24 protein-coding genes are annotated in these 23690 nt (G+C 71.5%); 11 read left to right on the top strand and 13 right to left on the bottom strand.

Translation table 11 applies throughout. The features are described 5' to 3' along the window. The 3 genes from NJ376_RS25605 to NJ376_RS25595 form a co-directional block, all read left to right on the top strand. A partial coding sequence (locus NJ376_RS25605) for an ABC transporter substrate-binding protein (RefSeq protein WP_252956204.1) occupies nt 1-1289 on the top strand: 1289 nt, incomplete at its 5' end. A 226-nt stretch (nt 1290-1515) separates the two neighbouring features. Then, the gene (locus NJ376_RS25600) at nt 1516-2277 is read left to right on the top strand and encodes a class II aldolase/adducin family protein (protein ID WP_252956203.1); all 762 of its coding nucleotides are present in this window, start codon (nt 1516-1518) and stop codon (nt 2275-2277) included. 350 nt (nt 2278-2627) lie between these two features. Next, nucleotides 2628-3698, top strand: a complete 1071-nt coding sequence (locus NJ376_RS25595) for a DUF6817 domain-containing protein (protein WP_252956202.1) — start codon at nt 2628-2630, stop codon at nt 3696-3698. 201 nt (nt 3699-3899) lie between these two features. On the opposite strand, the gene NJ376_RS25590 is transcribed toward NJ376_RS25595, so the two are convergent. The 3 genes from NJ376_RS25590 to NJ376_RS25580 form a co-directional block, all read right to left on the bottom strand. After that, nucleotides 3900-4799, bottom strand: coding sequence for a CHRD domain-containing protein (locus NJ376_RS25590; RefSeq protein WP_252956201.1), 900 nt, complete (start codon nt 4797-4799; stop codon nt 3900-3902). Between the two features lie 112 nt (nt 4800-4911). Beyond that, nucleotides 4912-6537: an alpha-amylase family glycosyl hydrolase gene (locus NJ376_RS25585; RefSeq protein ID WP_252956200.1), complete on the bottom strand. Its 1626-nt coding sequence runs from the start codon at nt 6535-6537 to the stop codon at nt 4912-4914. A 2-nt stretch (nt 6538-6539) separates the two neighbouring features. Continuing rightward, nucleotides 6540-7211 carry an HAD family hydrolase gene (locus NJ376_RS25580; protein WP_252956199.1) on the bottom strand — a complete coding sequence of 224 codons (672 nt, stop codon included), beginning with the start codon at nt 7209-7211 and terminating at the stop codon, nt 6540-6542. 81 nt (nt 7212-7292) lie between these two features. Here NJ376_RS25580 and NJ376_RS25575 point away from each other — a divergent pair, with 81 nt between their 5' ends. Further along, on the top strand, nt 7293-8264 hold the full coding sequence (locus tag NJ376_RS25575; RefSeq protein WP_252956198.1) for a TIGR03885 family FMN-dependent LLM class oxidoreductase: 972 nt from the start codon (nt 7293-7295) through the stop codon (nt 8262-8264). Nucleotides 8265-8534: 270 nt separating this feature from the next. On the opposite strand, the gene NJ376_RS25570 is transcribed toward NJ376_RS25575, so the two are convergent. The 5 genes from NJ376_RS25570 to NJ376_RS25550 all read right to left on the bottom strand — a co-directional run bounded on the left by NJ376_RS25570 (nt 8535) and on the right by NJ376_RS25550 (nt 11600). Then, complete coding sequence (locus NJ376_RS25570; protein WP_252956197.1) at nt 8535-8990, bottom strand: group III truncated hemoglobin; 456 nt, start codon at nt 8988-8990, stop codon at nt 8535-8537. 139 nt (nt 8991-9129) lie between these two features. Next, complete coding sequence (locus tag NJ376_RS25565; protein WP_252956196.1) at nt 9130-9621, bottom strand: PAS domain-containing protein; 492 nt, start codon at nt 9619-9621, stop codon at nt 9130-9132. Beyond that, nucleotides 9618-10253: a 5-formyltetrahydrofolate cyclo-ligase gene (locus NJ376_RS25560; RefSeq protein WP_252956195.1), complete on the bottom strand. Its 636-nt coding sequence runs from the start codon at nt 10251-10253 to the stop codon at nt 9618-9620. The genes NJ376_RS25565 and NJ376_RS25560 overlap by 4 nt, the downstream gene beginning before the upstream one ends. Further along, complete coding sequence (locus NJ376_RS25555) at nt 10250-10693, bottom strand: hypothetical protein (RefSeq protein WP_252956194.1); 444 nt, start codon at nt 10691-10693, stop codon at nt 10250-10252. Before NJ376_RS25555 ends, NJ376_RS25560 begins: the two co-directional genes overlap by 4 nt. 37 nt (nt 10694-10730) lie before the next feature. Further along, on the bottom strand, nt 10731-11600 hold the full coding sequence (locus tag NJ376_RS25550) for an XdhC family protein (RefSeq protein ID WP_252956193.1): 870 nt from the start codon (nt 11598-11600) through the stop codon (nt 10731-10733). A 112-nt stretch (nt 11601-11712) separates the two neighbouring features. Between NJ376_RS25550 and NJ376_RS25545 the strand changes: the two genes are divergently transcribed. After that, complete coding sequence (locus tag NJ376_RS25545; protein WP_252956189.1) at nt 11713-12582, top strand: LysR family transcriptional regulator; 870 nt, start codon at nt 11713-11715, stop codon at nt 12580-12582. A gap of 424 nt (nt 12583-13006) precedes the next feature. Further along, complete coding sequence (locus NJ376_RS25540) at nt 13007-13984, top strand: Bug family tripartite tricarboxylate transporter substrate binding protein (protein WP_252956187.1); 978 nt, start codon at nt 13007-13009, stop codon at nt 13982-13984. A gap of 171 nt (nt 13985-14155) precedes the next feature. Here the strand turns inward: NJ376_RS25540 and NJ376_RS25535 are convergent, their stop codons facing one another. Continuing rightward, nucleotides 14156-14629 (bottom strand): hypothetical protein, encoded by a 474-nt coding sequence (locus tag NJ376_RS25535; RefSeq protein ID WP_252956185.1) that lies wholly within the window; start codon nt 14627-14629, stop codon nt 14156-14158. Nucleotides 14630-14997: 368 nt separating this feature from the next. Between NJ376_RS25535 and NJ376_RS25530 the strand changes: the two genes are divergently transcribed. The 3 genes from NJ376_RS25530 (at nt 14998) to NJ376_RS25520 (ending at nt 18816) form a co-directional block, all read left to right on the top strand. Continuing rightward, nucleotides 14998-15480 (top strand): (2Fe-2S)-binding protein, encoded by a 483-nt coding sequence (locus NJ376_RS25530; RefSeq protein WP_252956183.1) that lies wholly within the window; start codon nt 14998-15000, stop codon nt 15478-15480. 6 nt (nt 15481-15486) lie between these two features. After that, the gene (locus NJ376_RS25525; protein WP_252956181.1) at nt 15487-16485 is read left to right on the top strand and encodes an FAD binding domain-containing protein; all 999 of its coding nucleotides are present in this window, start codon (nt 15487-15489) and stop codon (nt 16483-16485) included. 90 nt (nt 16486-16575) lie between these two features. Then, nucleotides 16576-18816: a xanthine dehydrogenase family protein molybdopterin-binding subunit gene (locus tag NJ376_RS25520; protein WP_252956180.1), complete on the top strand. Its 2241-nt coding sequence runs from the start codon at nt 16576-16578 to the stop codon at nt 18814-18816. A 56-nt stretch (nt 18817-18872) separates the two neighbouring features. On the opposite strand, the gene NJ376_RS25515 is transcribed toward NJ376_RS25520, so the two are convergent. From NJ376_RS25515 to NJ376_RS25505, 3 genes are all read right to left on the bottom strand, one after another. Further along, nucleotides 18873-19772 carry an NAD(P)H-hydrate dehydratase gene (locus NJ376_RS25515; RefSeq protein ID WP_252956179.1) on the bottom strand — a complete coding sequence of 300 codons (900 nt, stop codon included), beginning with the start codon at nt 19770-19772 and terminating at the stop codon, nt 18873-18875. Beyond that, nucleotides 19769-20533: a histidine phosphatase family protein gene (locus NJ376_RS25510; protein WP_252956178.1), complete on the bottom strand. Its 765-nt coding sequence runs from the start codon at nt 20531-20533 to the stop codon at nt 19769-19771. Before NJ376_RS25510 ends, NJ376_RS25515 begins: the two co-directional genes overlap by 4 nt. Nucleotides 20534-20770: 237 nt before the next feature. After that, nucleotides 20771-21862, bottom strand: a complete 1092-nt coding sequence (locus NJ376_RS25505) for a TRAP transporter substrate-binding protein (protein ID WP_252956177.1) — start codon at nt 21860-21862, stop codon at nt 20771-20773. 229 nt (nt 21863-22091) lie between these two features. On the opposite strand from NJ376_RS25505, the gene NJ376_RS28900 reads away from it, so the two are divergent. Then, nucleotides 22092-22214 carry a hypothetical protein gene (locus tag NJ376_RS28900; RefSeq protein WP_256476592.1) on the top strand — a complete coding sequence of 41 codons (123 nt, stop codon included), beginning with the start codon at nt 22092-22094 and terminating at the stop codon, nt 22212-22214. Between the two features lie 168 nt (nt 22215-22382). On the opposite strand, the gene NJ376_RS25500 is transcribed toward NJ376_RS28900, so the two are convergent. Further along, complete coding sequence (locus NJ376_RS25500) at nt 22383-22781, bottom strand: SRPBCC family protein (RefSeq protein WP_252956176.1); 399 nt, start codon at nt 22779-22781, stop codon at nt 22383-22385. 326 nt (nt 22782-23107) lie between these two features. On the opposite strand from NJ376_RS25500, the gene NJ376_RS25495 reads away from it, so the two are divergent. Continuing rightward, complete coding sequence (locus NJ376_RS25495) at nt 23108-23287, top strand: hypothetical protein (RefSeq protein ID WP_252956175.1); 180 nt, start codon at nt 23108-23110, stop codon at nt 23285-23287. Nucleotides 23288-23690: the final 403 nt, after the last annotated feature.

Here is a 23690-nt window from a genome sequence, read left to right as displayed (position 1 = left end):
AGAAGGTGACGTCGCGCGACTGCGTCGCCTCCATCCGCCGCTGGGCAAAGCGCGACGCCCTCGGCCAGGCGCTGCTGGACGCGACCGACGAGCTCTCCGCCCCGGATGACCGCACCATCCGCTTCCGCCTGAAGAAGCCCTTCCCCCTGCTGCCCGCCGCGCTCGGCAAGATCAGCAGCCCGATGCCGGCCATGCTGCCGGAGCGCCTGGCCAATGTGGACGCCTTCCGCCCGATCCCGGAGATGATCGGCAGCGGCCCCTTCCGCTTCCTGGGGAATGAACGCATCGCCGGCAGCCGCAACGTCTATGCGAAGTTCGAGAGCTACGTCCCGCGCGCCGACGGCCCGCTGGAATGGAATGCCGGGCCGAAGCAGGTCTTCTTCGACCGCGTCGAATGGACCACCATCCCGGACGCCGCCACCAAGGCCTCCGCCCTGATCCAGGGCGAGCAGGATTGGTGGGAGAACCCGACCCACGATCTGCTGCCGCTGCTCCGCCGCGACCGTCGCATCAAGCTGGAGGTGAACAACCCCACCGGCGCCGTGGACATGATGCGGCTGAACCATGTGCAGCCGCCCTTCGACAAGCCCGCGGTGCGGCGGGCGATGCTCTACGCCATCAGCCAGGCGGACATGATGCAGGCGATCGTCGGCCCCGACCCCGCCATGTACCACGTGCCGCACGGCGTCTTCTGCCCCGGCACGCCGATGGCGAGCGAGGCGGGTCTCGAGCCGCTGAAGGGCCCGCGCGACTACGCGAAGGTGCGGGAAATGCTGAAGGCCGGCGGCTATGCCGGCGAGAAGGTCGCCATGCTCGTCGCCACCGACTACGCGCAGTTCAAGGCGATCGGCGAGGTAGCGGCCGACATGATGAACCGCATCGGCATGAATGTGGACTACGTGGCGACGGACTGGGGCACCATGCTGCAGCGCCGCAACAACCGCGGCCCGGTGGACCAGGGCGGCTGGTCCTGCTTCTCCACCGGCTGGGAAGGGGCGGACCATATGGACCCCTCCAGCCACTACGCCATCCGCGGCAACGGGAACGAGCCGGGCGCCTGGCCCGGCTGGTGCGTCTCGGAGAAGCTGGAGGCGCTGCGCAGCGCTTGGTTCGATGCGCCGGACCTCGAGGCGCAGCAGGCCATCTGCCGCGACATGCAGGTGCAGTGCATGCAGGATGTGCCGAGCATCCCGCTCGGCCAGTACATCCAGCCGGTCGGCTACCGGAACACCATCACCGGCGTGAAGCCCGGCTTCCCCACCTTCTGGGGCGTCAGGCGTTCCCCATGAAGGCGCTGCGCGCCTTCATGGAGGCCCCGGGAAGCGCCTGATAACCGGCGCGTCGCACAGCCTGGCGCGGCAAAGCCGCGCCAGGGCAACGGGCGGGCCGGCCGCGCTGCCCGGCAGGGTGGCCCGGCACGGGGTGGCTGGTAGGGGCGTTGCATAATCCTTGCGGGGCCGCGCCGGCGGGCGCAGCATCCCTTGCGGCCGGCCCGCCCGGCGGAAGGAGAGATCCATGTCCTCAGCCATGAAGATTGCCTCCACCGGCATGTCGGACGCCGAGTGGAATGCCCGCTGCGAGCTCGCGGCGCTCTACCGCATCTGCCACGACCTCGGCTGGACGGATACCATCAACACCCACATGTCGGTGCGCGTCCCCGGCGAGCCGGAGCATTTCCTCATCAACAATTACGGGGAGATGTTCGACGAGATCACCGCCTCCTCCCTCATCAAGATGGACATGGCGGGCAACGTCATCGGCGAGGGTGGCAAGTTCAACGCCGCCGGCTTCACCATCCATAGCGGCATCTACAAGGCGCGGCCGGATGCCAATTGCGTGCTGCACACCCACACAAGGGCGGGCGGCGGCGTCTCGCTGATGAAGCGCGGGTTGCGCCCGATCAGCCAGGACGCGCTGCATGTCTATGACGACGTCGTCTATCACGAATACGGCGTGCCGGCGACGGTCGAGGAATGCGAGGCGCTCGGCCGCTCCTGCGCCACGGGAAGCTGCGTGGTGCTGCTGAACCACGGGCTGCTGACGCTCGGCGAGACCATCCACGGCGCCATGATGCGCCTCTACATGCTGGAGCGCGCCTGCGAGCTGGAGCTGATCGCCCGCCAGCTCGACGAGAAGCCGGTCGAGATCGCGCCCTTTGTCATCGAGAAGGCGGCGGCGCGCATGAAGAAAATGCGCCCCACCTGGGAATATGGCCGCGCCGAATTCGAGGGCATGATGCGCAGCGTGGACCGCAAGGGCCACAAGTACCGCTGCTGATTTCCCCACGAAGTCGCTGCGCGCCTTTGCGGGGGGCCAGGGGGCGCCGTGCTCCTGGAATCCGGCACAGGCTGCCGCGGCGAAGCCGCGGCAGCGCAATGGGCGGCGCGGTCCGCCTGAACGGGGGCGAGGCGTGCCGGTCACGCTCATGCGGCCGCGCGCCGCGCCATCCTGGCCGCCCTGAACGGCGGGGACATGGCCGGGCTTGCCATCCGCCGCCTCCCGCCCCCAGGTTGTGGCCCAGGACGAAGGGCAGGGCGGCGGGCGACGGCCTGTCCCACCGGCAGGCGCCACGCGACCGCCCGCAGCCCCGGCCGCGCCGATCCGAGACCTGCCCAGAGGGCCACGCCATGAGCGAACGCCTGCACCCGCTGCTGAAACCCCTGCTTGCCGATGATTGGGCGGCGGTGGACCCCACCCTGCCGCCCTTCCTCGAAGCCCTGCTCGCCCGCAGCGCCGGCGAGGACTGGCACAAGGCCGGCACCTTCAAGGACCATCTGCTGGGCACCTACCGCACCCTCGCCCTCTGGGATCAGCCGCGGGAGGTGCGTCTGCTCGGCCTGTTCCACAGCGTCTATTCCAACGAGTATGTGGACCTGAAGCTGTTCGACGCCGAAGCCGGCCGCGCCGAGCTGCGCGCCCTGCTGGGCGAGGAGACGGAGCGGCTGGTCCACCTCTTCTGCACCATGCCCCGCTCCCTCTTCACCCGCCGCTTCGCGGAAGCGGGCGAGCTGCCCGAGGACGGCCTGGTGCTGGAGCCGCCCGGCAAGCCGGCGCTCCGCCTCGCCGCCCGCGACGCCGCCATCTTCGCCATCGCCACCATCGCCGACATCGCCGAGCAGTGGCATTCCTGGCAGGACGAGATTTTCTCCGAGTTTCCCGCCAGCACGGCGCCGCGCCGCGTCTCCGAGCATTGGGCGGCGGCGATGTGGCCCGGCCCGCTGAAGCCGACCAGCAAGGCGCTCTCCCTCCTCTCCCGCCTCGCCCGCCCGCTCTCGGAGATGCCGGAGGAATGGGACCTGCCGGTGCCGCCGGTCTTCGCCCGCTGCAATGCGGTGCTCTCGCCGGAGCAGGAGATGGCCGCCACCAGCCTCTACTGGCAGGCCGTGACGCGCGCCCTGCCGCAAGCCTCCCCCGGCCCGACGCGGCTGGCGCTGGAGACCGCCGCCCGCCTCAACCCCTTCGTCGGCGAGCCGCGCCTGCTGCTGGCCCAGCTTGCGCTCGCCGCCGGCGAATGGGATCGCGCCGCGGCCGAGGCCCGCGCCGGCCTCGACCTGCTGAGCGAATGGGGCACCGCCTGGGACAAGCGCGTGGCCTGGTCCGGCTGGGTCGCCTGGGCGCGCATCCTGCTGCAATCGGCGGAGAAGCGGCGCTGGCCGGAAAACCTCGCGGGGCTGAACGGGCTCGGGCTGGTGAGCTAGAGCAGATCGCGTTCAGATGGGATCATCTGAACGCGTGAAGATGCTCGCGAACAACGGCCTGGAGCATGCTGCGTGAGCGCAAGCGAACGCAGCATGCTCTAGAGCTTTTTCGGTTTACATGCGTTCGCCGAAAACGCTCTACGCCTTTGTTTGCGGAGCAGATTCACGCCTTCGGGCGATGCCGCCCTACGGCGATCTGCTCTAGAGCCAGTCGGGGTGGCCACAGGCCACCGCAAAGTCGTGTCGTCCTTCCTGAACGTCCTGAGCGCCCTCGGTATTGCCATGCAGGAGGTCGCGGAAGCCCGCGCGGAGATCCTGCAGCCCCTCATGGAACGGAGCATGTCGGAAGGCGACAAGGAGGTCGTGCAACCCCTCGCGGATGTCTCTGAGGCCCTCGGGGTTTCCCATGATGAGGTCGTGGACGCCCTCCTGGAGATCCCGAACGCCGTCAGTGAAGCGGCCGAGATCGAACTGGAGAGCGGTGGTCAGTCCCCGATAAATGTCCTCCAGCCCTTCATGAACACGACCGATCCGGATGTCGTGGACGCCTTCACCGATGTCGCTCAAGGCATCCCTGAAGGCCTCGGCCTTCGTGGCCTGGGCTGCGACAAGCTGCCCGCGGATCTCGCCGGCTGGAAACGCGGTGGTATGCACGTTCCAGTAGAGCGCCACGTCCGAGCCGATCGGCGCCGCGTTAAGTAGGTCGGCGAAGTTGCTGATGGGGACATTGGCGGGGTCGCCCAGGTCCCAGATCCCGCTGACCGTCCAGGAGCCGTCAGCGTTCCGTACCGGGCTATCGGTGTGCTGGGAGATGACCAGGTCGTCGTCGTCCTGCGCGGGCGCGATCTGGCCGAACACCACCGGCCCGGCCACGCCCGGCGGCGCGTTGTGGAAGTGGGCGTTGGTCACGTCGTCGGCGGCTGACGGCGTCGTCTCCCCCGCCCCGGTGACCTTGCCGAAGTCCAGGCCGTGCACGGTGAAGGTGTAGGCCGCGACCTGCGCCTGCGGGTCCCACACCACCCTGCCTTCGCCCGTCGCCGGCGAGGCGTTGGGGGGAGTCTCCTGCTCGCCCGTGAGGGTGACGTTGAAGAGGGTCGCCATCACCTGTCCTCCCTGTGCTTCTTGTTCCCGGCACGCCTCAAGCATTGGCGGAAAAGTCCGGTCTGTTGGTTGGCATATTCGCGAGCAGGTGGAAGGTCAGTATCTTGCGGTATCAGACCGTGCCGGCTTCGGCCGGCATCGCCATGACAACGCCTTCGGCAGCCCGCAGCAGCACCATGCCGTCGATCGGCCCGGCCGGCCGGTCGCGCCGGGTGGAGACCAGCACCCTTGCGCCCGGTGCGAAGCCGGCCAGCCGCTGCGGGCGGGCGCCAAGGTTCAGGGCAATGCGCAACCGGCGGCCGCTCGCCTCGTCCTGCCGGTCATAGGCCAGCACCGTATCCGCATCGGTCGGGACGGCGGCATAGGTCCCGACCGAGAGCGCCGGCTCGCTGCGGCGCAGCGCCAGCAGCGCCCGGTAGAGCGACAGCATCGACGCGCCGTCGCGCTCCTGCGCCGCCACATTCACCGCCCGCCAATCGGCGGCGAGCGGCAGCCAGGGCTCGGCGGCGCTGGTGAAGCCGGCGCCCGGGCCGGGATCCCACTGCATCGGCGTCCGCACCGGGTCGCGGCCGAGGCCAAGGCCCGGCACGCGCCGCTCCCAGGGGTCTTGCACCTGCTCCGGCGGGATCGGCACATCCGTCATGCCGATCTCCTCGCCCTGGTAGATCGTCGGCGTGCCGCGCAAGGTCAGCAGCAGCATGGCGGCCACGCGCGCCTGCGCCGGCCCCAGCCGGCTGGCAAGGCGGGAGCGGTCATGGTTGCCGAGCACCCAATTCGGCCAGGCCCCGGGCGGCAGCGCCGCCTCGTAGCGGGCGATGAGGGCGCCGATCGCCCCCGCCTCCCAGGGCGTCGAGAGCAGGTGGAAGTTGAAGGGAAGCTGGAAGCCCGACAGCTCCGCGCCGTAATACGCCATCAGCCGCTCAATCGGCAGATAGGCCTCGCCGATCAGCACCCGCTCGCCGGGAAAGGCATCCGTCACCCGGCGCATGGCGGCAACCGCCTCCTGCACTTCCGGCTGGTCCATGGTATGGGCGCGGATCACCCGCCGCGCCGGCGACAGGCCGGGCCGCCATTCGGGGTTGGGCGGGTTGTCGCGCAGCGCCGCAGCCTCGAACAGGTGGTGGATGGCATCGACGCGGAAGCCATCCACGCCGCGATCCAGCCAGACGCGCAGCACATCCAGCATCGCCCCCCGCACTTCCGGGTTGCGCCAGTTCAGGTCCGGCTGCTGCGGCAGGTAGGCATGGTACCAGTACTGGCCCGTTCTCGCGTCCAGCGTCCAGGCCGGGCCGCCGAACTCGCTGAGCCAGTTGTTCGGCGGGCCGCCATCCGGCGCCGGGTCGCGCCAGATGTACCAGTCGCGCTTCGGGCAGGCGCGGGAGGCACGGCTTGCGCGGAACCAGGGATGCTGGTCCGAGCTGTGGTTCGGCACATAGTCGAGGATGACGCGCAGGCCCCGCGCATGCGCCGCCGCGACCAGGCGGTCGAAATCGGCCAGCGTGCCGAAGCTCGGGTCGATGCCGGTGCAGTCCGCCACGTCATAGCCGAAATCCGCCATGGGCGAGGGGTAGATGGGCGAGATCCACACCGCATCCACGCCCAGCGCGACCAGGTGGTCGAGCCGCAGGAGGAGGCCGGGCAGATCGCCCACCCCGTCGCCGTTGGAGTCCTGGAAGGAGCGCGGATAGACTTGGTAGATCACCCCGCTCTGCCACCAGGCACGGCCCGGGACCGCCATGCTCAGCCGGCCGCCAGCGGCGAGCGGTCGAGCTGCGCGAGAAGATCCGCCGGGTCGCGGTAGAGCGCGATGCAGCCGGCCTCCCGCAGCGCCGCCGCGGGGAAGCCGCCGCAGAGCAGGCCGATGGTGCGCAGCCCGGCCTTACCCGCCGCCTCGGCATCGTAGGGCGTGTCGCCCACCACGACCGCCTCCGCGGCCTTGAGCGGCGCGAGCTGCCGGAGCGCTACCTGGAAGATGTCGGGGGCGGGCTTCGAACTCTCCGCATCGTCGGAGGTGGTGGCCTCGTCGATGAGGTCATCGACTCCGAGAAGCTCGCGGTACCGTGCCAGCTCCTCGCCCTTGGCCGAGGAGGCGAGGACGATTCGCTGCCCGGCCTCGCGCAGCCGCTGGAACAGCGGCCGCACGCCGGGGAAGGCGCGCGCCCGGCCGACATAGTCCTGCAGGAAGAGCGCGGTGCGGGCGTCGGCGATCTCCTCGCCGCGTTGCTCCACCACGTCCCGTGGCAGGAAGACCGGCATGAGCTGGTCGCTGCCCTTGCCGATCTGGCCGCGCACCGCCTCCGGCGCGACCTCATGGCCGAAGCGCCGGAAGGTCTCGGCCCAGGAGGCGGCGTGCAGGTCGTTGGTGTCGACCAGCGTTCCGTCCACGTCGAAGATGACCGCCTTCACCATCATGCCCTGCCCTGCCTGCCACCCGGCAACCCAAGCCCGCGCCGCGAGTTCCCCGCCGGCGGCAGCCGCCGTGACGAGGTGACCATGGCCCCGCTTCCCCGCATCGGCTTCCATGCCTCGCACGAGCAGTTCCCGCCCTCCGAGCTGCTGCGCCTCGCGCGGGCCGCCGAGGCCGCCGGGTTCGACTGCGCCATGTCCTCCGACCATTTCCGGCCCTGGGGCGCGGCGCAGGGGCATTCGGGCTTCGCCTGGTCCTGGCTCGGCGCGGCGCTGGCCTCGACGCGGCTGCCGATGGGTGTCATCTCGGCGCCCGGCTACCGCTACCACCCGGCCATCATCGCCCAGGGCGCCGCCACCCTGGCGGAGATGTTCCCCGGCCGCTTCTGGCTGGCGCTCGGCAGCGGCCAGCGGCTGAACGAGGACATCACCGGCCTCGCCTGGCCGGAGAAGGCCGAGCGCAACGCCCGGCTGCGCGACTGCGCCGATATCATCCGCGCCCTGCTCGCCGGCGGGACGGTGACGCATCATGGCCGGGTCACCGTGGTGAACGCCAAGCTCTACAGCCGCCCCGCCACGCCGCCGCCGCTGCTCGGCGCCGCGGTGACGGAGGCGACGGCGGAAGCGGTCGGCGCCTGGGCGGATGGGCTGCTGACCATCTCGGCGGAACCGGCCCAGATGCGGAAGGTGGTCGAGGCCTTCCGGCGCGGCGGCGGCGCCGGCAAGCGGCTGGTGGTGCAGGTCGGGTTGAACTGGGCGCCGACCGAGGCGGAGGCGCTGGCCGGCGCGCATGAGCAGTGGCGCACCAATGTGCTGGGCGGCGAGGTGAATTGGGAGCTCCGGACGCCGGAGGAGTTCGACACGGCGACGCGCTTCGTGAAGCCCGGGGACATGCGCGGCGCCGTCTGGATCTCCGCCGACCCCGCCTGGCATGCCGCCCGCCTGGCCGAGCTGGCCGAGCTCGGCTTCGAGGAGATCCAGCTCCACCAGGTCGGCCGCAACCAGCAGGCCTTCATCGAGACCTTCGGCGCCCAGGTGCTGCCGGCGCTGCGGCGATGAGCGAGGCGCGGCAGGCGGCGCAGACCCGGCCTGCACGGTCGGCCGGCCACGCGCCGCCTGCCGTGCAGGAAAGCGGCAGGGATGGTGGATTGCGCCACACCCCATGCCAGGCGCATTGGGCCCTTTCGAACCCGGTCAGGGGCCGGATAGGGCCGGTCCCGGCGCTGCGCTTGGGCTGGCCGTTGCCGTCCGGTCCTGGCCGGAGCGGCAGGGCAACATGCGGCACAGGGGCAGCCGGGGTCAGGTGAGCCCATCTGACCGGATACGGCGCTACCCGCCCTGCCCGCGGCGGCGCACCGGCGGCAGCTCGCCCCGCTGCACGGCGATGCCCATCTCCAGGCTGCGGGCGATGCGCCTGGCCCGCTCGATCAGATGCGCCGCACCTTCCGGGGTGCATTCCGCCTGCGCCGTGGCCTCGAACAGCGCCAGCCAGCGGGCGAAATGCGCCGGCCCGAGGCCAAGCGGCAGATGCGCCGCCATCGGGTTGCCGTGGTAGCTGCCGGTCATCCGCGCCACCGAGGACCAGAAGGCAGAGACCCGGGCGGTATGGTGCTCCCACTCCGTGACCCGGTCGAAGACCGGGCCGAGCAGCGGATCGCGCCGGGCCGCGGCATAGAAGGCGCGCACCACGCGCTCGATCGCCGCCTCGTCCAGCCCGGTCTGTTCGGTGATGGCGCGGGTCAGGGCGGCGCGGTGCTCGGCGGTCTCGGGGATCGGCTGGGTCATGGGCGATGCGGGTGGGGGAGGGGCATGGCTGGCTCCGGCTGCGCTGCGCCGGATGTGGCACCGCCCCTGCGGATGTTCCAGGCGCTCGCCGACGGCCGCCTTGCGGGCAATGCCGCGCGGGATGACCGGGCCGGGCGGATCAGCCACCCCCCCGCGGCCTGTCCTCGCCGGTCCGCGCGGCCGGCCGATCCCGCAGCGCGGCGATCTCCCGCTTCAGCGCCCGCACTTCCTCGAAGCGGCGGGTCACGTCGCGCAGGACCGCAATCATGCCCTCCATCCGCCCATCCTCGGCATGGACCGGCAGGATGGTGAATTCCAGCGAGATCCGCGTGCCGTCCTGGCGCAGGCCGGGAACGGCGAGAAGGTCGCCGCTCCCGTAGCGGCTCTCGCCGGTCTGCATCACCTGCCGGAAGCCGGCCCAGTGCCGCGCCTGCAGCGATTCCGGGATGATGAGGTCGAGCGAGCGGCCCAGGGCCTCCGCGGCGGCGAAGCCGAACAGGCGTTCGGCCCCCGGATTCCAGAAGCGGATCAACCCTTCGCGGTCGGCATAGATGATCGCCTCCGACGCCGCACCGAGCAGCGCCTGGCCCAGCCGCTCCAGATCCACTTCCGGTGAGGCTTCGGCTGTCATGGCCTGCTTGCTCCTTCTCCATGCGCCGGGGATGCCGGCTCAGCCAGGACGGTGCCGGTCCGGTCGCATCGCCGCTCGGTGACGATCATATCCATCGGGATGTCGTGCGGCTGCGGGTGGATGCTCTCCAGCCGCGACAATTCGAAGCCGACGCCGATCGTCAGGGGTTTCCGCGCCATCGCGGCCAGCGTCCGGTCATAATAGCCGCCGCCATAGCCCAGCCGGTAGCCGCGGCCGTCATGGCCGACCAGCGGCGCGATCAGCATCTCGGGCAGCACCGCCCCGCCCTCGGCCGGGACGGGGATGTTCCAGATGCCCGGGGCCATGCGGATGCCCGGCCACCAGGCGCGGAAGACCAGCGGGCGGGCCCGCTCCGTGACGACCGGCAGGGCGAGGCGCACCCCCTGCCCATGCAGCGCGCGCATCAGCGGCCGCGGGTCGTACTCCCCCTTGAAGGGCCAGTAGAGGCCGATGATCCGCCCCTGCCGGGCCGGCGGCAGCGCGTCCTGCAGCCGTGCCGCGATGGCCGCGCTCCAGCCCGCCCGTTCCTCCGGCGTGGCCGCCAGCCGGCGCGCGATGAGGCGCTCGCGCTGCGCCTTCCGCCAGGCCCGCACCGCCTCCCAGCCCGTCATGCCCCAGGCCGGGCCTGGCGCTGCTGCCGGTCGCGCTCCATCATCCTGAGCACCTCCGCCAGGTCGCGCCGCAGCGCCTCGTCCCAGATCCGGGGCAGGGCCCCGCGCAGCCGGCAGACCAAGTCGCCGGACCGGGCCGCGGACGCCGCCTGCGCCCCGTCATCCGTCCGCCACGGCCCGCGGGGCCGCGGGGCGTCAAGCGAGGCCAGATGCCGCTGCAGCATCGCGTGCAGCCATGCGGCTTCCAGCACGGTGCCGGGCCATCTGGCGGCGAGCAGCGCCGTCAGCAGCGCCCGCACCTCCTCCGCCGGCAGATAGCCGAGCCAGACGGGGTCCAGCTCATGCATGAAGCAGGGCGGCGAGCTGCCGGCGACCACCACGTTGGGGTCCTCGTCCGAGGCGGCGATGTCCGGCCGCCTCCGCTGTTCCATCCCGTTCATCCGACAGCCTCCCTTCCGGCCGGCGCCGCCGCTTGCATCAGAACGCCGCCACCTTGTCCCTGCCGCGGGCCTCCGCCGGGCCCGGATGCGGCGCGGCATCCCGGTCCCCGGCGGCCTCGCGCATGGGGCGCCCGCTGCCGCCCCGCCGCAGCATGGCGATCTCGCCCAGGACCGAGAGCGCGATCTCCTCCGGCGTCTCGGCGCCGAGGTCGAGCCCGGCCGGCGCGCGCAGGCGGGCGAGGTCCTGCTCCGCGAAGCCCTCCCCGCGCAGGAATTCCAGCACCAGCCGCGACCGCTTGCGGCTGGCGATCACCGCGATGTAGCCGGCCGGGGAGCGCAGCGCCCGCACCGCGGAGAGGTGGTCGCCCTTGTGCTGCGTGGCGATCACCACGGCGTCCGCGGCCAGCGGTTCCAGCCTTGCGTAATCGTAGTCGTCGCCGATGATCTCCGCCGCGTCCGGATACCGCGCCGCATCCGGGGCCGGCGTGTCGTCGACGATGACGCGGAAGCCGAGCGTCGCGCCGAAGCGGCACAGGCATTCCGCCACGCGGCCATGGCCGAGGATCCACAAGGCCGGCGGCGGCGTCACCGGCTCGACATAGACGCGCATGCTCCCGCCGCACGGCATGCCGGTGCCGAGGACTTCGTCATCGAGGTCCAGCTCGATGACCTGCGGCCGGCCCTCGCGGAGACAGTCCAGCGCGGCCTGGCGGACCGCCGATTCCGCGCAGCCGCCACCGACCCAGCCGGCCAGCAGCGCGCCATCCGCCGCGATCAGCGCCTTGGCGCCCGGCCTGGCCGAGGCGGAGCCGGCCGTCTCCACGACGGTGGCCAGGGCATAGGGCGCGCGGCGTGCCCGCAGCGCCAGCATCAGGTCCAGAAGCTCGGGCTGTCCTGCATCCGCCATCGCGCCGCACCATCGCATCCCGGCGGGATATGTCGGTCTGGAGCAAACGGCAGGCAAATGATATTGATTGCCGGATGACTGCAAGAAATTTGCAGTGAACCCGGAGCCGGGCATGGATATCGAGCTGGCCCGCACCTTCCTCGCCATTGTCGCGGCCGGCAGCTTCGTCCGCGCCGCGGAACGCCTGAATGTGAGCCAGACCACGGTCAGCGCCCGGGTCCGGACGCTGGAGGAGCAGCTTCGCCGGCCGCTCTTCATCCGCAACAAGACCGGCGCCTCCCTGACCCCGGCGGGCGAGCATTTCCTCCGGCATGCGCCGGCCCTGGTGCAGCTCTGGGAACGGGCGCGGCATGAGGTGGCGGTGCCGCAGGGGCGCCGGGCGGTGCTCGCGGTCGGCGCGGAGCTCAGGCTCTGGGACCCGCTCCTGCTCCGCTGGCTGCTGTGGATGGGGCGGGCGGCGCCGGACGTGGCGCTGCGCGCGCAGGTCGGCCTGCCGGAGGATCTGATGGACCGGGTCGCCGAGGGGATCCTCGACCTCGCCGTGCTGTATGCGCCCCGCTACCGGGCGGGGCTGAAGGTGGAGCTCCTCGTCGAGGAGAGGCTGGTCATGGTGACGACGCCGCCCGGCCCCGGGGGCGAGATGCCGGGCTATGTCCATGTGGATTGGGGCGTGGAATTCGCCCCCGAGCTGGGCCAGGCCGTTCCGGGCGAGCCGGCGCTGCATATCGGGCTGGGCCCGCTCGCGCTCAGCTATATCCTGGAAGCGGGCGGGGCGGGGTATTTCCGCATGGGTGCGGTCCGGACGCATCTGGAAAGCGGCCGTCTCGCGCTGGTACCGGGCGCCCCCGAATTCCTCTACCCCGCCTATGCCGTGCACGCCGAGGCGGGCGATGCCGGCCTCATCCGCACGGCGCTCGAGGGATTGCGCGGCGTCGTGGCCACGGATCAGGACCGGCCCAGGCGCCACCAGGCGGCCCGGTAGGCCGAGCCTGGCGCCTGTGGCGGATGTTTGCCGACCAGGAGATCCGCCCGACCAGATGATGCCCTGCTCCGGGATCGCCCTGGCCTGCGCCACGAGGCCGGCGAAAAGGCGCCGCTGCCGGAAGCTGACGAACCCTCCGGCGGCAGCCCTGGCGAGGCGCGCCCGGCCGGGCGGGTGAATTGCGACGGCCGAACCCAGGATCACGGTGGCCGAGGGCCAGCCGGAAACCGCGAGACCTCGAACAGGCTTGGTCCATACCCGGTGCCGTGTGGATCGTCCTCGGCGCTTGCGGCTTCGGCCGGATCGCATAGGGTGCCGCCGCGGCAAGATTCGGTGGCCGGCGCAGAGCACGAGATGCCGCCGAGCATCGACGAGATTAGAGGGTTGGAGACGAATGAGGATCGTTGACCCGGCAAGGCACACCATGCCTCGCCGTGCAGTCCTGGGAACTGGCGCCTTCGTTGCTGCTATCCTGCATGCCGGCCACGGCGCCCGCGCCGCCGATTACCCGGTCAGGCCGGTCAGGATCATCGTCCCGTACACGCCTGGCGGCACGACCGATATCGCAACGCGGCTCGTCGCCGAGCCGCTGTCGAAGGCCTTCGGGCAGCCGGTCGTTGTGGAGAACAGGCCCGGTGCCAACAGCATCGTGGGCGCGGCCGCCACCGCCTCCAGCGCTGCCGATGGCTATACGCTGGTGATGGTGCTGCCAGCGCATGCGGCCAACGCCACGCTGCAGGCCGGGAAGCTGCCCTTCGACGCGGTCGCCAGCTTCGCGCCCGTGTCGCTCGTGGTGACGGCACCGCTGGTGCTGGCCGGCAGCCGGCACATTCCGGGGCAGACGCTGCGCGACTATCTCGACTATGCCCGGCGCAACCCCGGCAAGATGAATTACGGCTCGAGCGGGATCGGCGCGACGGCGCATCTGGCGATGGAACTCCTCAAGATCCGCACCGGCGTGCAGATGGAGCACATTCCCTACCGGGGCACGCAACCGGCCTTGCAGGACCTGATGGCGGGCAATATCGGCCTGATGTTCGACACCTACTCGACACTGAAGCCGCAATTCGATGCCGGGACCATCCGGCCGCTGGGGATTGCCGCAGCCGAACGCACGGCCTTCGCGCCCGACCTTCCGACGGTCGTGGAGGGCGGCGTGGATGGGCTGGTTGCGAGTTCCTGGTGCATGCTGCTGGCACCGGCCGGCACGCCGCAAGGCATCGTCGAGCGCCTCTCCGGCGAGGTCGCCCGGATCGTCCGGGAGCCGGGCATGACGGCGAAGCTGCAGGATCTCGGCTTCGTGGTGGAGGGCCGTCCGCCGGCGGAGACGGGCGACTTCCTGAAATCCGAGGTCGAGCGCTGGGGCTCCGTCATCCGGACGGCGAAGATCTCCGTCGAATAGCAGGGAAGCGCCTGCCTGCCGCCCTCACGGGTAGCGGCCGGACCAGGGGCGGGGAGCGGTCCAGGACACCGCGCGCGGAAGCTTCCCCGATGTCCACCGAAGCATGCTCTAGGCCGTTGTTTTGCGAGCATCTTCACGCGCTCAGGTGATTCCATCTGAACGCGATCTGCTCTAGCCGAACAGGCGCGGCGTCTCGCTGCGCTTGCCCTTGCGGGATGGGCGGGTGTCCTGGGGCTTGGCGGCGGCCCGCAGCTCGCGCTCCTCGGTCTGCTCCTCCTCCACGCCGGCGGCCTTGGCGACCAGAAGAGCGACGGCGGCGCGCAGCGGGACGGTGAGGCTGCGGTAGTGCCTGAGCAGCGCCTCCTCGTCGGGGGCAAGCAGGCCGAGCTCGCCTTGTGGCTCGACGAGCAGCTCGGCCGGCACCAGATCGCCGGGCTCCAGGCCGAGCAGGTATTCCTCGTCGGTCTCCAGCGCCGCGCAGAGCCCCCGCAGAAACCTGCCGCCCAGCAGCAGCCCGCGCCCCGCCCGGAGGCGATCGGTGGTGCCCGGCGGCAATCCGGCCTTGGCATCGGCCTCCTCGGGCCGGAGCCCAAGCGCGTCCAGCCGCCGTTCGATCCGCTCCGCGACTTCAGGGCTTACATCCATCCGGTTTTCCCCATCACGCTGGGATGGCGGAGTCTATGCAGGCGTCGCCCCGGCCTTGAACAGGCTGGTACGGGCGGTGCCATCCGGCGCCTGCTCCATCGCCCGGGCCAAGCCTGGCCGAGGGCGCTCAAGCAGGGCTTCCGCCATGGCGAATATCGGCATCATCGCCAGCCCCGAACGGCTCTGCCTAGATCGGCTTCGTCGCGCATTGGTCACAACATCGCGGCATCCGCCGGGCCGTACCGCTGGAGTTCACGTTTCTGTGCGCGGCAGGGCCTGCGCCCGAAGGTGTCACTTTCATGCTTGCAACACGACCGGCCGGCGCGATTTCCTCGCCGCCGCTCCCCGCCGCCGGAAGGAAGTCCGACATGCCGGATCCACACTCGGAGGTCCAAGCGGCCGTGACGCTCCGCGTCAACGGCGCGGAACACACCCTTTCCATCGACCCGCGCACCACGCTGCTCGATCTCCTGCGCGAGACGCTGCACCTCACCGGCACCAAGAAGGGCTGCGACCACGGCCAGTGCGGTGCCTGCACCATCCATGTGAATGGCCGACGGGTGAATGCCTGCCTGGCCCTCGCCGTCGCGCATGATCGGGACGAGATCCGCACCATCGAGGGCCTGGCCGAGGGAGATCGCCTGCACCCCATGCAGGCCGCCTTCCTCCAGAAGGACGCCTATCAGTGCGGCTATTGCACGGCGGGCCAGATCATGTCCGCCGTCGCGCTGCTCGACGAGCCCTGCGGCCCCGAGGATGCCGATGTACGCGAGCTGATGAGCGGCAATATCTGCCGCTGCGGCGCCTACGCCAACATCGTCGCCGCCATCCAGCAGGTGCGGGGGAGCTAGGGCGCCATGCAGGGCTTCGCCTTCCAGCGCGCCGCGGATGCGGCCGCCGCCATCGCCCTGGGCGCCGGCGCCGGCACCGCCCAGCAGGGCGCACGCGTGCGCTTCCTCGCCGGCGGCACCACGCTGATCGACCTGATGAAGCTCGGCGTCGAGACGCCGGAGACGGTGGTGGACATCAACCATCTTGGCCTCGACGGGATCGGGCGCGCGGCCGATGGCGGCCTCGCCATCGGCGCGACGGCGCGCAACAGCGACCTCGCGCACCATCCGATCGTCCTTGCCGAGTATCCGGCGCTGTCGCAGGCGATCCTCGCCGGCGCCTCCACCCAGCTCCGCAATGCCGCGACCACGGCCGGCAACCTGCTGCAGCGGACGCGCTGCATGTATTTCCGCGACCCCGCCAGCGCCTGCAACAAGCGCGCGCCCGGCAGCGGCTGTCCGGCCATCGGCGGCGCCCATCGCATGCTGGCGATCCTCGGCACCAGCGAGCATTGCATCGCCAGCAACCCCTCCGACATGGCGGTGGCGATGCTGATGCACGATGCCGTGGTGCATGTGCAGGGCGTGGGCGGCGCGCGGCAGGTACCGCTCGACGACTTCTTCCTGCTGCCGGGCGACCGGCCGGAGCGGGAGAATGTGCTGGAGCCCGGCGACCTGATCACGGAGGTCACCCTCCCGCCGGCGGAGCCGGGCGCGCGGAGCTGCTACCTCAAGCTGCGCGACCGCGTCTCCTATGAATTCGCGCTGGTCTCGGCCGCGGTCTCCGCGACCATGGCGGAGGGGCGGATCGTCACGGCCCGCTTCGCGCTCGGCGGGGTGGGCACGAAGCCCTGGCGCATCCCCGCGGCGGAGGCGATCCTCGCCGGCCAGGCGCCGGATGCCGCGCTGTTCCGGCGCGCCGCGGACCTCGCCCTCGCCGGCGCCAGGCCGCAACGCCAGAACGGCTTCAAGCTCGAGCTCGCCCGGCGCTGCCTCGTGCATGCGCTGACCCAGGTCACCGCCTAGAGCAGCCTCCGGCCCGCTGGATCACGGCGTGATCCAGCGGGCCGGAGATAAGCTGCCCTGGATATTGCTCTCAGGCATCGGAGCCCGACCATGTCCGCCACCGCCGAGGCCCCACCGATGCGCATCATCGGCCATCCGCAGCCGCGCATCGAGGGCAGGTTGAAGGTCACCGGCGCCGCGCACTACGCCGCCGACCACCATTTGCCCGGCATGCTCTACGCCGTGCCCGTCGGCGCCACCATCGCCAAGGGCACAATCGCCGCCATCGATGCCCGGGTCGCCGAGCAGATGCCGGGGGTGCGGGCCGTGCTCAGGCGCGGCAGCTTCCCGGCCCTGGCGGCGGCGAAGCCCGACTTCGCCAGCGTCGCCGACCTCGAAGGCACGGTCTATGTCGATGAGCGGCGCCCGCCCTTCGACGACGACACGGTGCGCTATTACGGCCAGTATGTCGCCCTGGCCGTCGCCGACACGCTGGAGCAGGCCAAGGCCGCCGCCGATGCGGTGCGCGTCACCTACCGGGCCGAGGCGCCGGAGGTCGATCCGGCGCTGACGGCCGGAGAGATGACGGTGAAGAGCGAGCGCGGCGATCCCGATGCCGCCTTCGCCGCCGCCCCCGTGACGGTGGACCAGCGCTACGGCATGGCGACGGAGACCCACAACCCGATCGAGCTGCACGCCACCATCGCCGCCTGGGAGGGCGACAGCCTGACGGTGCACGAGGCGACCCAGGGCGTGGTGAACCACCGCAACGTCCTCGCTGCCATGTTCGGCATCCCGCGCGAGAAGGTGCAGGTCATCAGCCGCTACCTCGGCTCCGGCTTCGGCGGCAAGCTGTTCCCCTGGACGCATTCGCCGCTCGCCGCGGCCGCTTCGCGGCAGCTCGGCCGGCCGGTGAAGCTGGTGCTGAGCCGCCCGATGATGTTCCACGCCGTCGGCCAGCGGCCGGCGATCACCCAGCGCATCCGCCTCGGCGCCGAGCGCGACGGGCGGCTGACCAGCCTGCGGCACGACTACGTCAACGCCACCTCGCTGCTCGACGACTACGAGGAGAATTGCGGCGAGGCGACGCCGCACATGTACGCGACGCCCAATCTGCGGGTGGCGAGCGGCTTGGCGAAGCGCAGCATCGGCACGCCCACCTCCATGCGCGGCCCCGGCGCGGTGCCCGGCCTCTATGCGCTGGAATCGGCGATGGACGAGCTCGCCATCGCGCTCGACATGGACCCGGTCGCGCTGCGCCTGAAGAACGAGCCGCCGCTCGACCAGGGCCTCGGCCTGCCCTTCTCATCCCGGCATTTCCAGGAATGCCTGACGCTCGGCGCCGAGCGCTTCGGCTGGGCCCGGCGCGACCGGCGCATCGGCAGCATGGCGCGGGACGGCCTGACCCTTGGCTGGGGCATGGCCGCCTGCTCCTGGCTCGCCGAGCGCTTTCCCTGCAGCGCCAGGGTCGAGCTGCGCGCCGATGGCACGGCGCGCGTCGCGGCGGCGGTGCAGGACATCGGCACCGGCACCTATACGATCATGGCGCAGATGGTCGCCGAGGCGCTGGCGATCCCGCTCTCCCGCGTGGAGGTCGCGCTGGGCGACACCAGCCTTCCCGCGGGGCCGGTCTCCGGCGGCTCGATGATGAGCGCCTCCCTCGTGGCGCCGATCCAGGCGGCGATCACCCGCGCCGGGGAGGCGCTGGTCGCGCTCGCCGCCGGCAACCCGGCCGCCCCCTTCGCCGGCGCGAAAGCCGGGGCGCTGCGCTTCGCCGAGGGCAGGGTGGCTGCCGCCGAGGGCAACCGCCAGGCCGTTCCCTTCGACCAGCTGCTGCGGGCGCTGGGCCAGGAGGCGGTCAGCGGCCTCGGCCGCGCCGAGGGCACCTTCCCGCCGAAGGAGAAGCCGACGCATTCGAAGCACTCCTTCGGCGCGCATTTCGTCGAGGTCACCTGGCAGCCGGAACTCGCCCGGCTGCGGGTCTCGCGCGTCGTCTCGGTGATCGATGCCGGCCGCATTCTCAACCCGCTTGCCGCCCGCAACCAGATCGAGGGCTCCATCGTCATGGGCGTCGGCATGGCGCTGTTCGAGGAGACGGATTACGACCCGCGCAGCGGCGCGCCGGTGAATGCCAGCCTCGCCGACTACGTCGTCGCCACCAATGCCGACGCGCCGGCGATGGAGGTGCATTTCATCGAGTATCCGGACACCCATCTCAATGCGCTCGGCGCGCGCGGGGTGGGCGAGATCGGCCTTGCCGGCACCGCGGCGGCCATCATGAACGCGGTGTACCATGCCACCGGCATCCGGGTGCGCGACCTGCCGGTGAAGCTCGAGCAGCTGCTTGGCTGAGGGGCTTGCGCGGCAAGGGCGGGTGTCGCGGGCTCGCCCAGGCGGCGCCGCGGCCTCTACCCGCAGGCGGTTGCCGCCATGATGGCCGGGATCTCCGCCAGCAATTCGCGGGCGAGGAAGCCGACGGGCCCGCGTTTCCGCGCGAGCCTCACCCCGGCTTCGCCATGCAGGTACACGCCCCAGATTGCGGCCTCCACGGGCGAGGCGCCGCGCGCCAGCAGGCCGGCGATGACGCCGGCCAGGGTGTCGCCCGAGCCGGAGGTGGCAAGCCCGACATTGCCCCCGTCATAGAGCCAGGCGCGGCCCTGCGGCGTCACGACGAAGGTGCAGCCGCCCTTCATGGCCACGATGGCCTGCAGGGCCGCAGCCGCCTGCCGCGCGGCCGCAAGCGGATCCCCCAGCACCGTGTCCCGCCCGATGCCGAGCAGGGCCGCCATCTCGCCGGCATGCGGCGTCAGCACGATGCGGCCCGCATGGTTTCGCAGAACCTCGCGGCAGGCGCCGAGCCGGTGCAGGGCCATGGCATCGAGGACGAACCCGCCCCGGGCCGGTTCGGCCCGCTCCAGCACCCCGGCGGTCAGCGCGGCGGCCGCCTCGCCATCCATCATGCCGGGGCCGATCAGCACCGCGTCGCACCGGTCGGCGGCCTCCGCAAGGCGCGGTGCCTCGGCGGGGGAGATGCCGCCCGGCGGCGTCTCCTCCAGGCGGAGGACCCTGGCTTCGGGAACCGCCACGGCAAGCTGCGGCGCCGTGCTGCGGCAGGTGGCGATCTGCAGCTTGCCGGCACCGGCCCGCAGGGCGGCGACGCCGGCCAGCAGGGCGCCACCCGGGACCTCCACGCTGCCGCCGATCACCAGGACGCGGCCGCGCTGGTCCTTGTCCTCGCCCTCCCGATGCCGCGGGAGGGGCATGGTGCGGAGCAGCTCCGCGGTGACCGGCGTCGCGGCGCCGCTCATCGCGCACCTGCCGGCGCATCCGCCTCTGCCGTCACCGGCGCACCCTGCTGCTGCAAGGGCGCGACCTGGTTGTAGGCCTTCAGCACCAGGCCGCCGCTGCGGCCGTAATCCGGGTCGAACAGGTATTCGGTCACGCTGCAATTGGCGACATCGCCCTCGGCGTCGATGGCCAGGATCTGTTCCTCCGTCATCCTCTCGATCAGGTAGCGGGCGCAGAGCACCACCACCTGATGCGCCACCACCAGGACTCGGGCGCCGCCATGATGCAGGGAGACGCTGTCCAATGCGCTGCGCAGCCGCAGGATGACGTCGCACCAGCTCTCGCCGCCCGGGGGGCGGTGGTAGAATTTCCCGAGGATGCGGCGGAACTCGGCCTGGTCGGGGTGGAGCCGTTCGATGCCGTGCCGGGTCAGCCGGTCGAGGATGCCGAACTCCTTTTCGCGCAGCCGCTCGTCCAGGATGAAGTCGGGCGGCTCCGCGACCACCCCGCCGCAGGCGTGGATGAGGGCAGCGGTCTGCCGGGCGCGGCGATAGGGCGAGGTCAGCACCACATTGGGGCGCTGCTCCGCGGGCATGGCGGCGAACCAGCTGCCGAGCGCCCGCGATTGCCGCTCGCCCAGGGGGCTGAGCGGCACGTCCACGTCCCGCCCGCCGGTCTCGATATGCGTGAGGCCTGCGGCATGGGCGGCATCGCGCGCGACATTGCCGCTGCTCTCACCATGCCGTACCAGCCAAAGGCGATCGGGCCATTGCTGCGCCATACGGGCTTCCCCAGAGTGCTGGACCGCTAGATCGCCTTCGGTTCACATGCGTTCACCGAAAGCGCTCTACGCCTTTGTTTGCAGAGCAGATTCACACCTTCGGGCGCTCCCGCCCTCCGGCGATCTGCTCTAACGCCGCTGCCCTGGAGATGTTCGTGCCTCAACCGAAGGGGACCTGCGCGGCCGGCCGGGCAGGGGGGCGCGGGGGCCGCGCCCCGGTCGCCGCCTGCCCCACCCTCACCGCGGCGCCGCCGCCGCCGCGAAGGCGAAATTCTCGTAGCTGTTCTCGGCCACCCGGAACCACTGGAACTGGTCGTCCCGGAACGCCTTGTAGCTCGCCCACATCTTGCGGAAGCGCGGGTTCTGCGCCGCGGTCTCCTCGTAGAGCTCGCCGGTGGCGCGCCAGGCCGCCTGCAGGATCTCGCGCGGCCAGCCGCGCAGCAGCGCGCCGCCGGCCACCAGCCGGCGCAGTGCCTTCGGGTTCCCCTCGTCGTAGCGGGCCATCATCTCCTGCGTGGCCTCGCCGCAGGCGACCTCCAGGATGGCCTTGTAGTGGTCGGGCAGGCCGTCCCAGGCGCGCTGGTTCACCATGAAGACACCGCGGGAGGAGCCCTCCCAGAAGCCCGGCGCGTAGTAGTATCGGGCGATCCGCGCGAAGCCGAGCTTCTCGTCGTCATAGGGGCCGATCCACTCCGCGGCGTCGATCGTCCCGCGCTCCAGCGAGGGGTAGATGTCCGGCCCGGCGATCTGGGTGGGCGCGGCGCCCAGCTTGGCGAAGAGGTGCCCGGCGAAGCCGGAGATGCGGAATTTCAGGCCGTTCAGGTCTTCGAGGCTGCGGATCTCCTTGCGGAACCAGCCGCCCATCTGCACTCCCGTGTCGCCGAAGGGAATGCCGATGACGTTGTAGTCGCGGTAGAGTTCGGCGGCGATCTCGTTGCCCCCGCCATGGCGCAGCCAGGCGCTCATCTGCCGCATGTTCATTCCGAAGGGGATGGCGGTGAAGGCGGCGAAGGTCGGGTCCTTGCCGACATAGTAGAGGCTGGCGGTCTGGCCGCATTCGATGGTGCCGGTCTGCAGCGCATCCAGCACCTGCAGGGCCGGCACGATCTCGCCCGCGGCGAAGGTGCGGATCTGGAATTTGTTCTCCGTCATCTGGGCGACGCGGCGCGCCAGGTATTCGGAGCCGCCGTAGAGGATATCCAGGTTCTTCGGGAAGCTGCTGGCGCAGCGCCAGCGAAGCTCGGGGTTCTGGGTCTGGGCCAGCGCGGGCACGGCAAGTGCCGCCGGGGCGGCCGCGGCGGCGGCCCCCAGGATGCTGCGACGTTGCATGACGTTCGCTCCCTGTCGATTTGGCCGCCGGCATGCCGCCCGCGGCAGGGGCAGCATGCGCGGCGCCGGAGCGGCGGCACAAAGCTTTTCCCGCCCGCGCCCGAGCCCGTGACGGCCATCCGCCGGCCCGCGGGCGGCCGGGATCGGGCCGCCGCCGCCTGCCGGAATCCCGACCCAGCCCTGCCCGATCGGGCCAGGCTGCACCGGCTGCACATGCCGGAGAGGGCGCATGACCGGCCTGTTCGCGGACGAGTTGCACGACGCCTTCGGCACCTGGCCGCTCGCCTACCTCCCCCGTGGCGGCGCCGATTTCGGGGAGGTCGCCGCGGTGGCGGACCGGCGATGGGGATGAGGGCGATCCCATGGCCCTGCTCTTCGGCACCGACATGCCCTCGCCCCGGGCCGGCCGACCCGGAATTGCTGCGCCAGCTCCCGGGCATCGAGCTGGCCGGCCGCGCGCTGTGGGACGGCCCCAGGGCCGCCTACTGCCTCCGGGCCATCCCGCTGCCGCGCGGCCTCGTCACCCGCTGACCAGCGATTTCAGTGCCAGCAGGTCGCGCCGCACCCATTCGGCATCCGCCAGGAACCTCTCCTCCGGCATCCCCGGCTGCCGGAACAGGGTCAGCACCACCTCGGCGCCCGCGCCGTTCGGGATGACGCGCATGGGCACATGAATGGCCGGGCCGCTGCCCGGATCGACCTCATGGTCCATCACGCCATAGGGGTTGTGGTCGGTGAAGCGGATCCGGATGGGCCCCTCCGGCCCCCGGGCCTTCCACCACGCGCCATCCCGCTCCATGGCCGAGGCGCTCAGCCCGGACGCCCATCGCGGGAAGAAGTCCGGCCGCCAGATGGCGTCGTAGAGCTCTCGCCATGGCCGTTCCACGGAGATGCTCACCCAGCGCGCCTCCAGCATCATGCTCCTGTCCCCCACCTGCCAGGCCGGCATCGGGCGCGGGGCCTGAACGCCGCCTGTCCAGGCATGCCGCCATATCCGGCCGCGCGCAGGCTAGCACACCGCGGCACCGGCTCGCCGCACCCTGGCCGCAGCGCCCGGCCGCCCCGCTGCAGCCCGTCCCCTCCCGGTCTCACGCGCCTGTGTGCGCCGCGCCGGGGGGATCGCGTGTAACGAGGCCGTGCACCCCGTGCTGCCAGGGGTGGGGCCCGCCATGCGTCCTGCAACGCCATGGCCGCGGCGCAGCCCGAAGCCCGCTTCTGCGCAACACGTCATCAGGAAAGGGGGGAATGTTCATGCCGGTGGATCAGGCCCCGACCTTCGCCAGCTTCGACGTGAACCGGGATCTGACAGAGAGCCTGGAGATCCTGGTTGTCGCGGCGCTCCTGCTCTTCCTGGTCTTCGTTGTCCTCTACTTCGTCAGGAGAGCGTTCCGCTGGGCAAAATTCCACCTCGCCCCCGACCTCTGAGCAGCCTCGCCAGCCTCGGCCGGCGCCGCGCCAGGCCCGTCACCGCCGCCCTGCCGGCCGCGGCCGGTGCCGGCCTCCATCCGCTGCGTCTCCCGCCCGCCGGGGCTCCGGCGGAGAGGCCGCCCGGCTCCCCCTCCCGCCTGCCTTGCCGCTCAGCCCGGCCCGAGCCGCTGCCCGGGAAACTGCCTGCCGGCCCGGTGCCAATTTCGTGCTTGTGGCGCAATGACGGAATGTTCTATTCGTGTTCCGGTACGGCCTTCCTCGGACCCTGCCCCATGTCCCCTCCCGCCTTCCTTCCCGCCGAGCTGCCGAAGGCCTTCCTGCTCCGCCGCCTGGCGCTGGACCCCATCCTCTGCCTGACGCCGCCCCGCCCCTGGGCCCCGCTGACCGAGGCCGAATGGGC

The organism is Siccirubricoccus soli, from assembly GCF_024178315.1.
Lineage (GTDB): Bacteria > Pseudomonadota > Alphaproteobacteria > Acetobacterales > Acetobacteraceae > Siccirubricoccus > Siccirubricoccus soli.
Note: the sequence above shows the minus strand (reverse complement) of the source record. Positions and strands in the feature narration are given on the sequence as shown.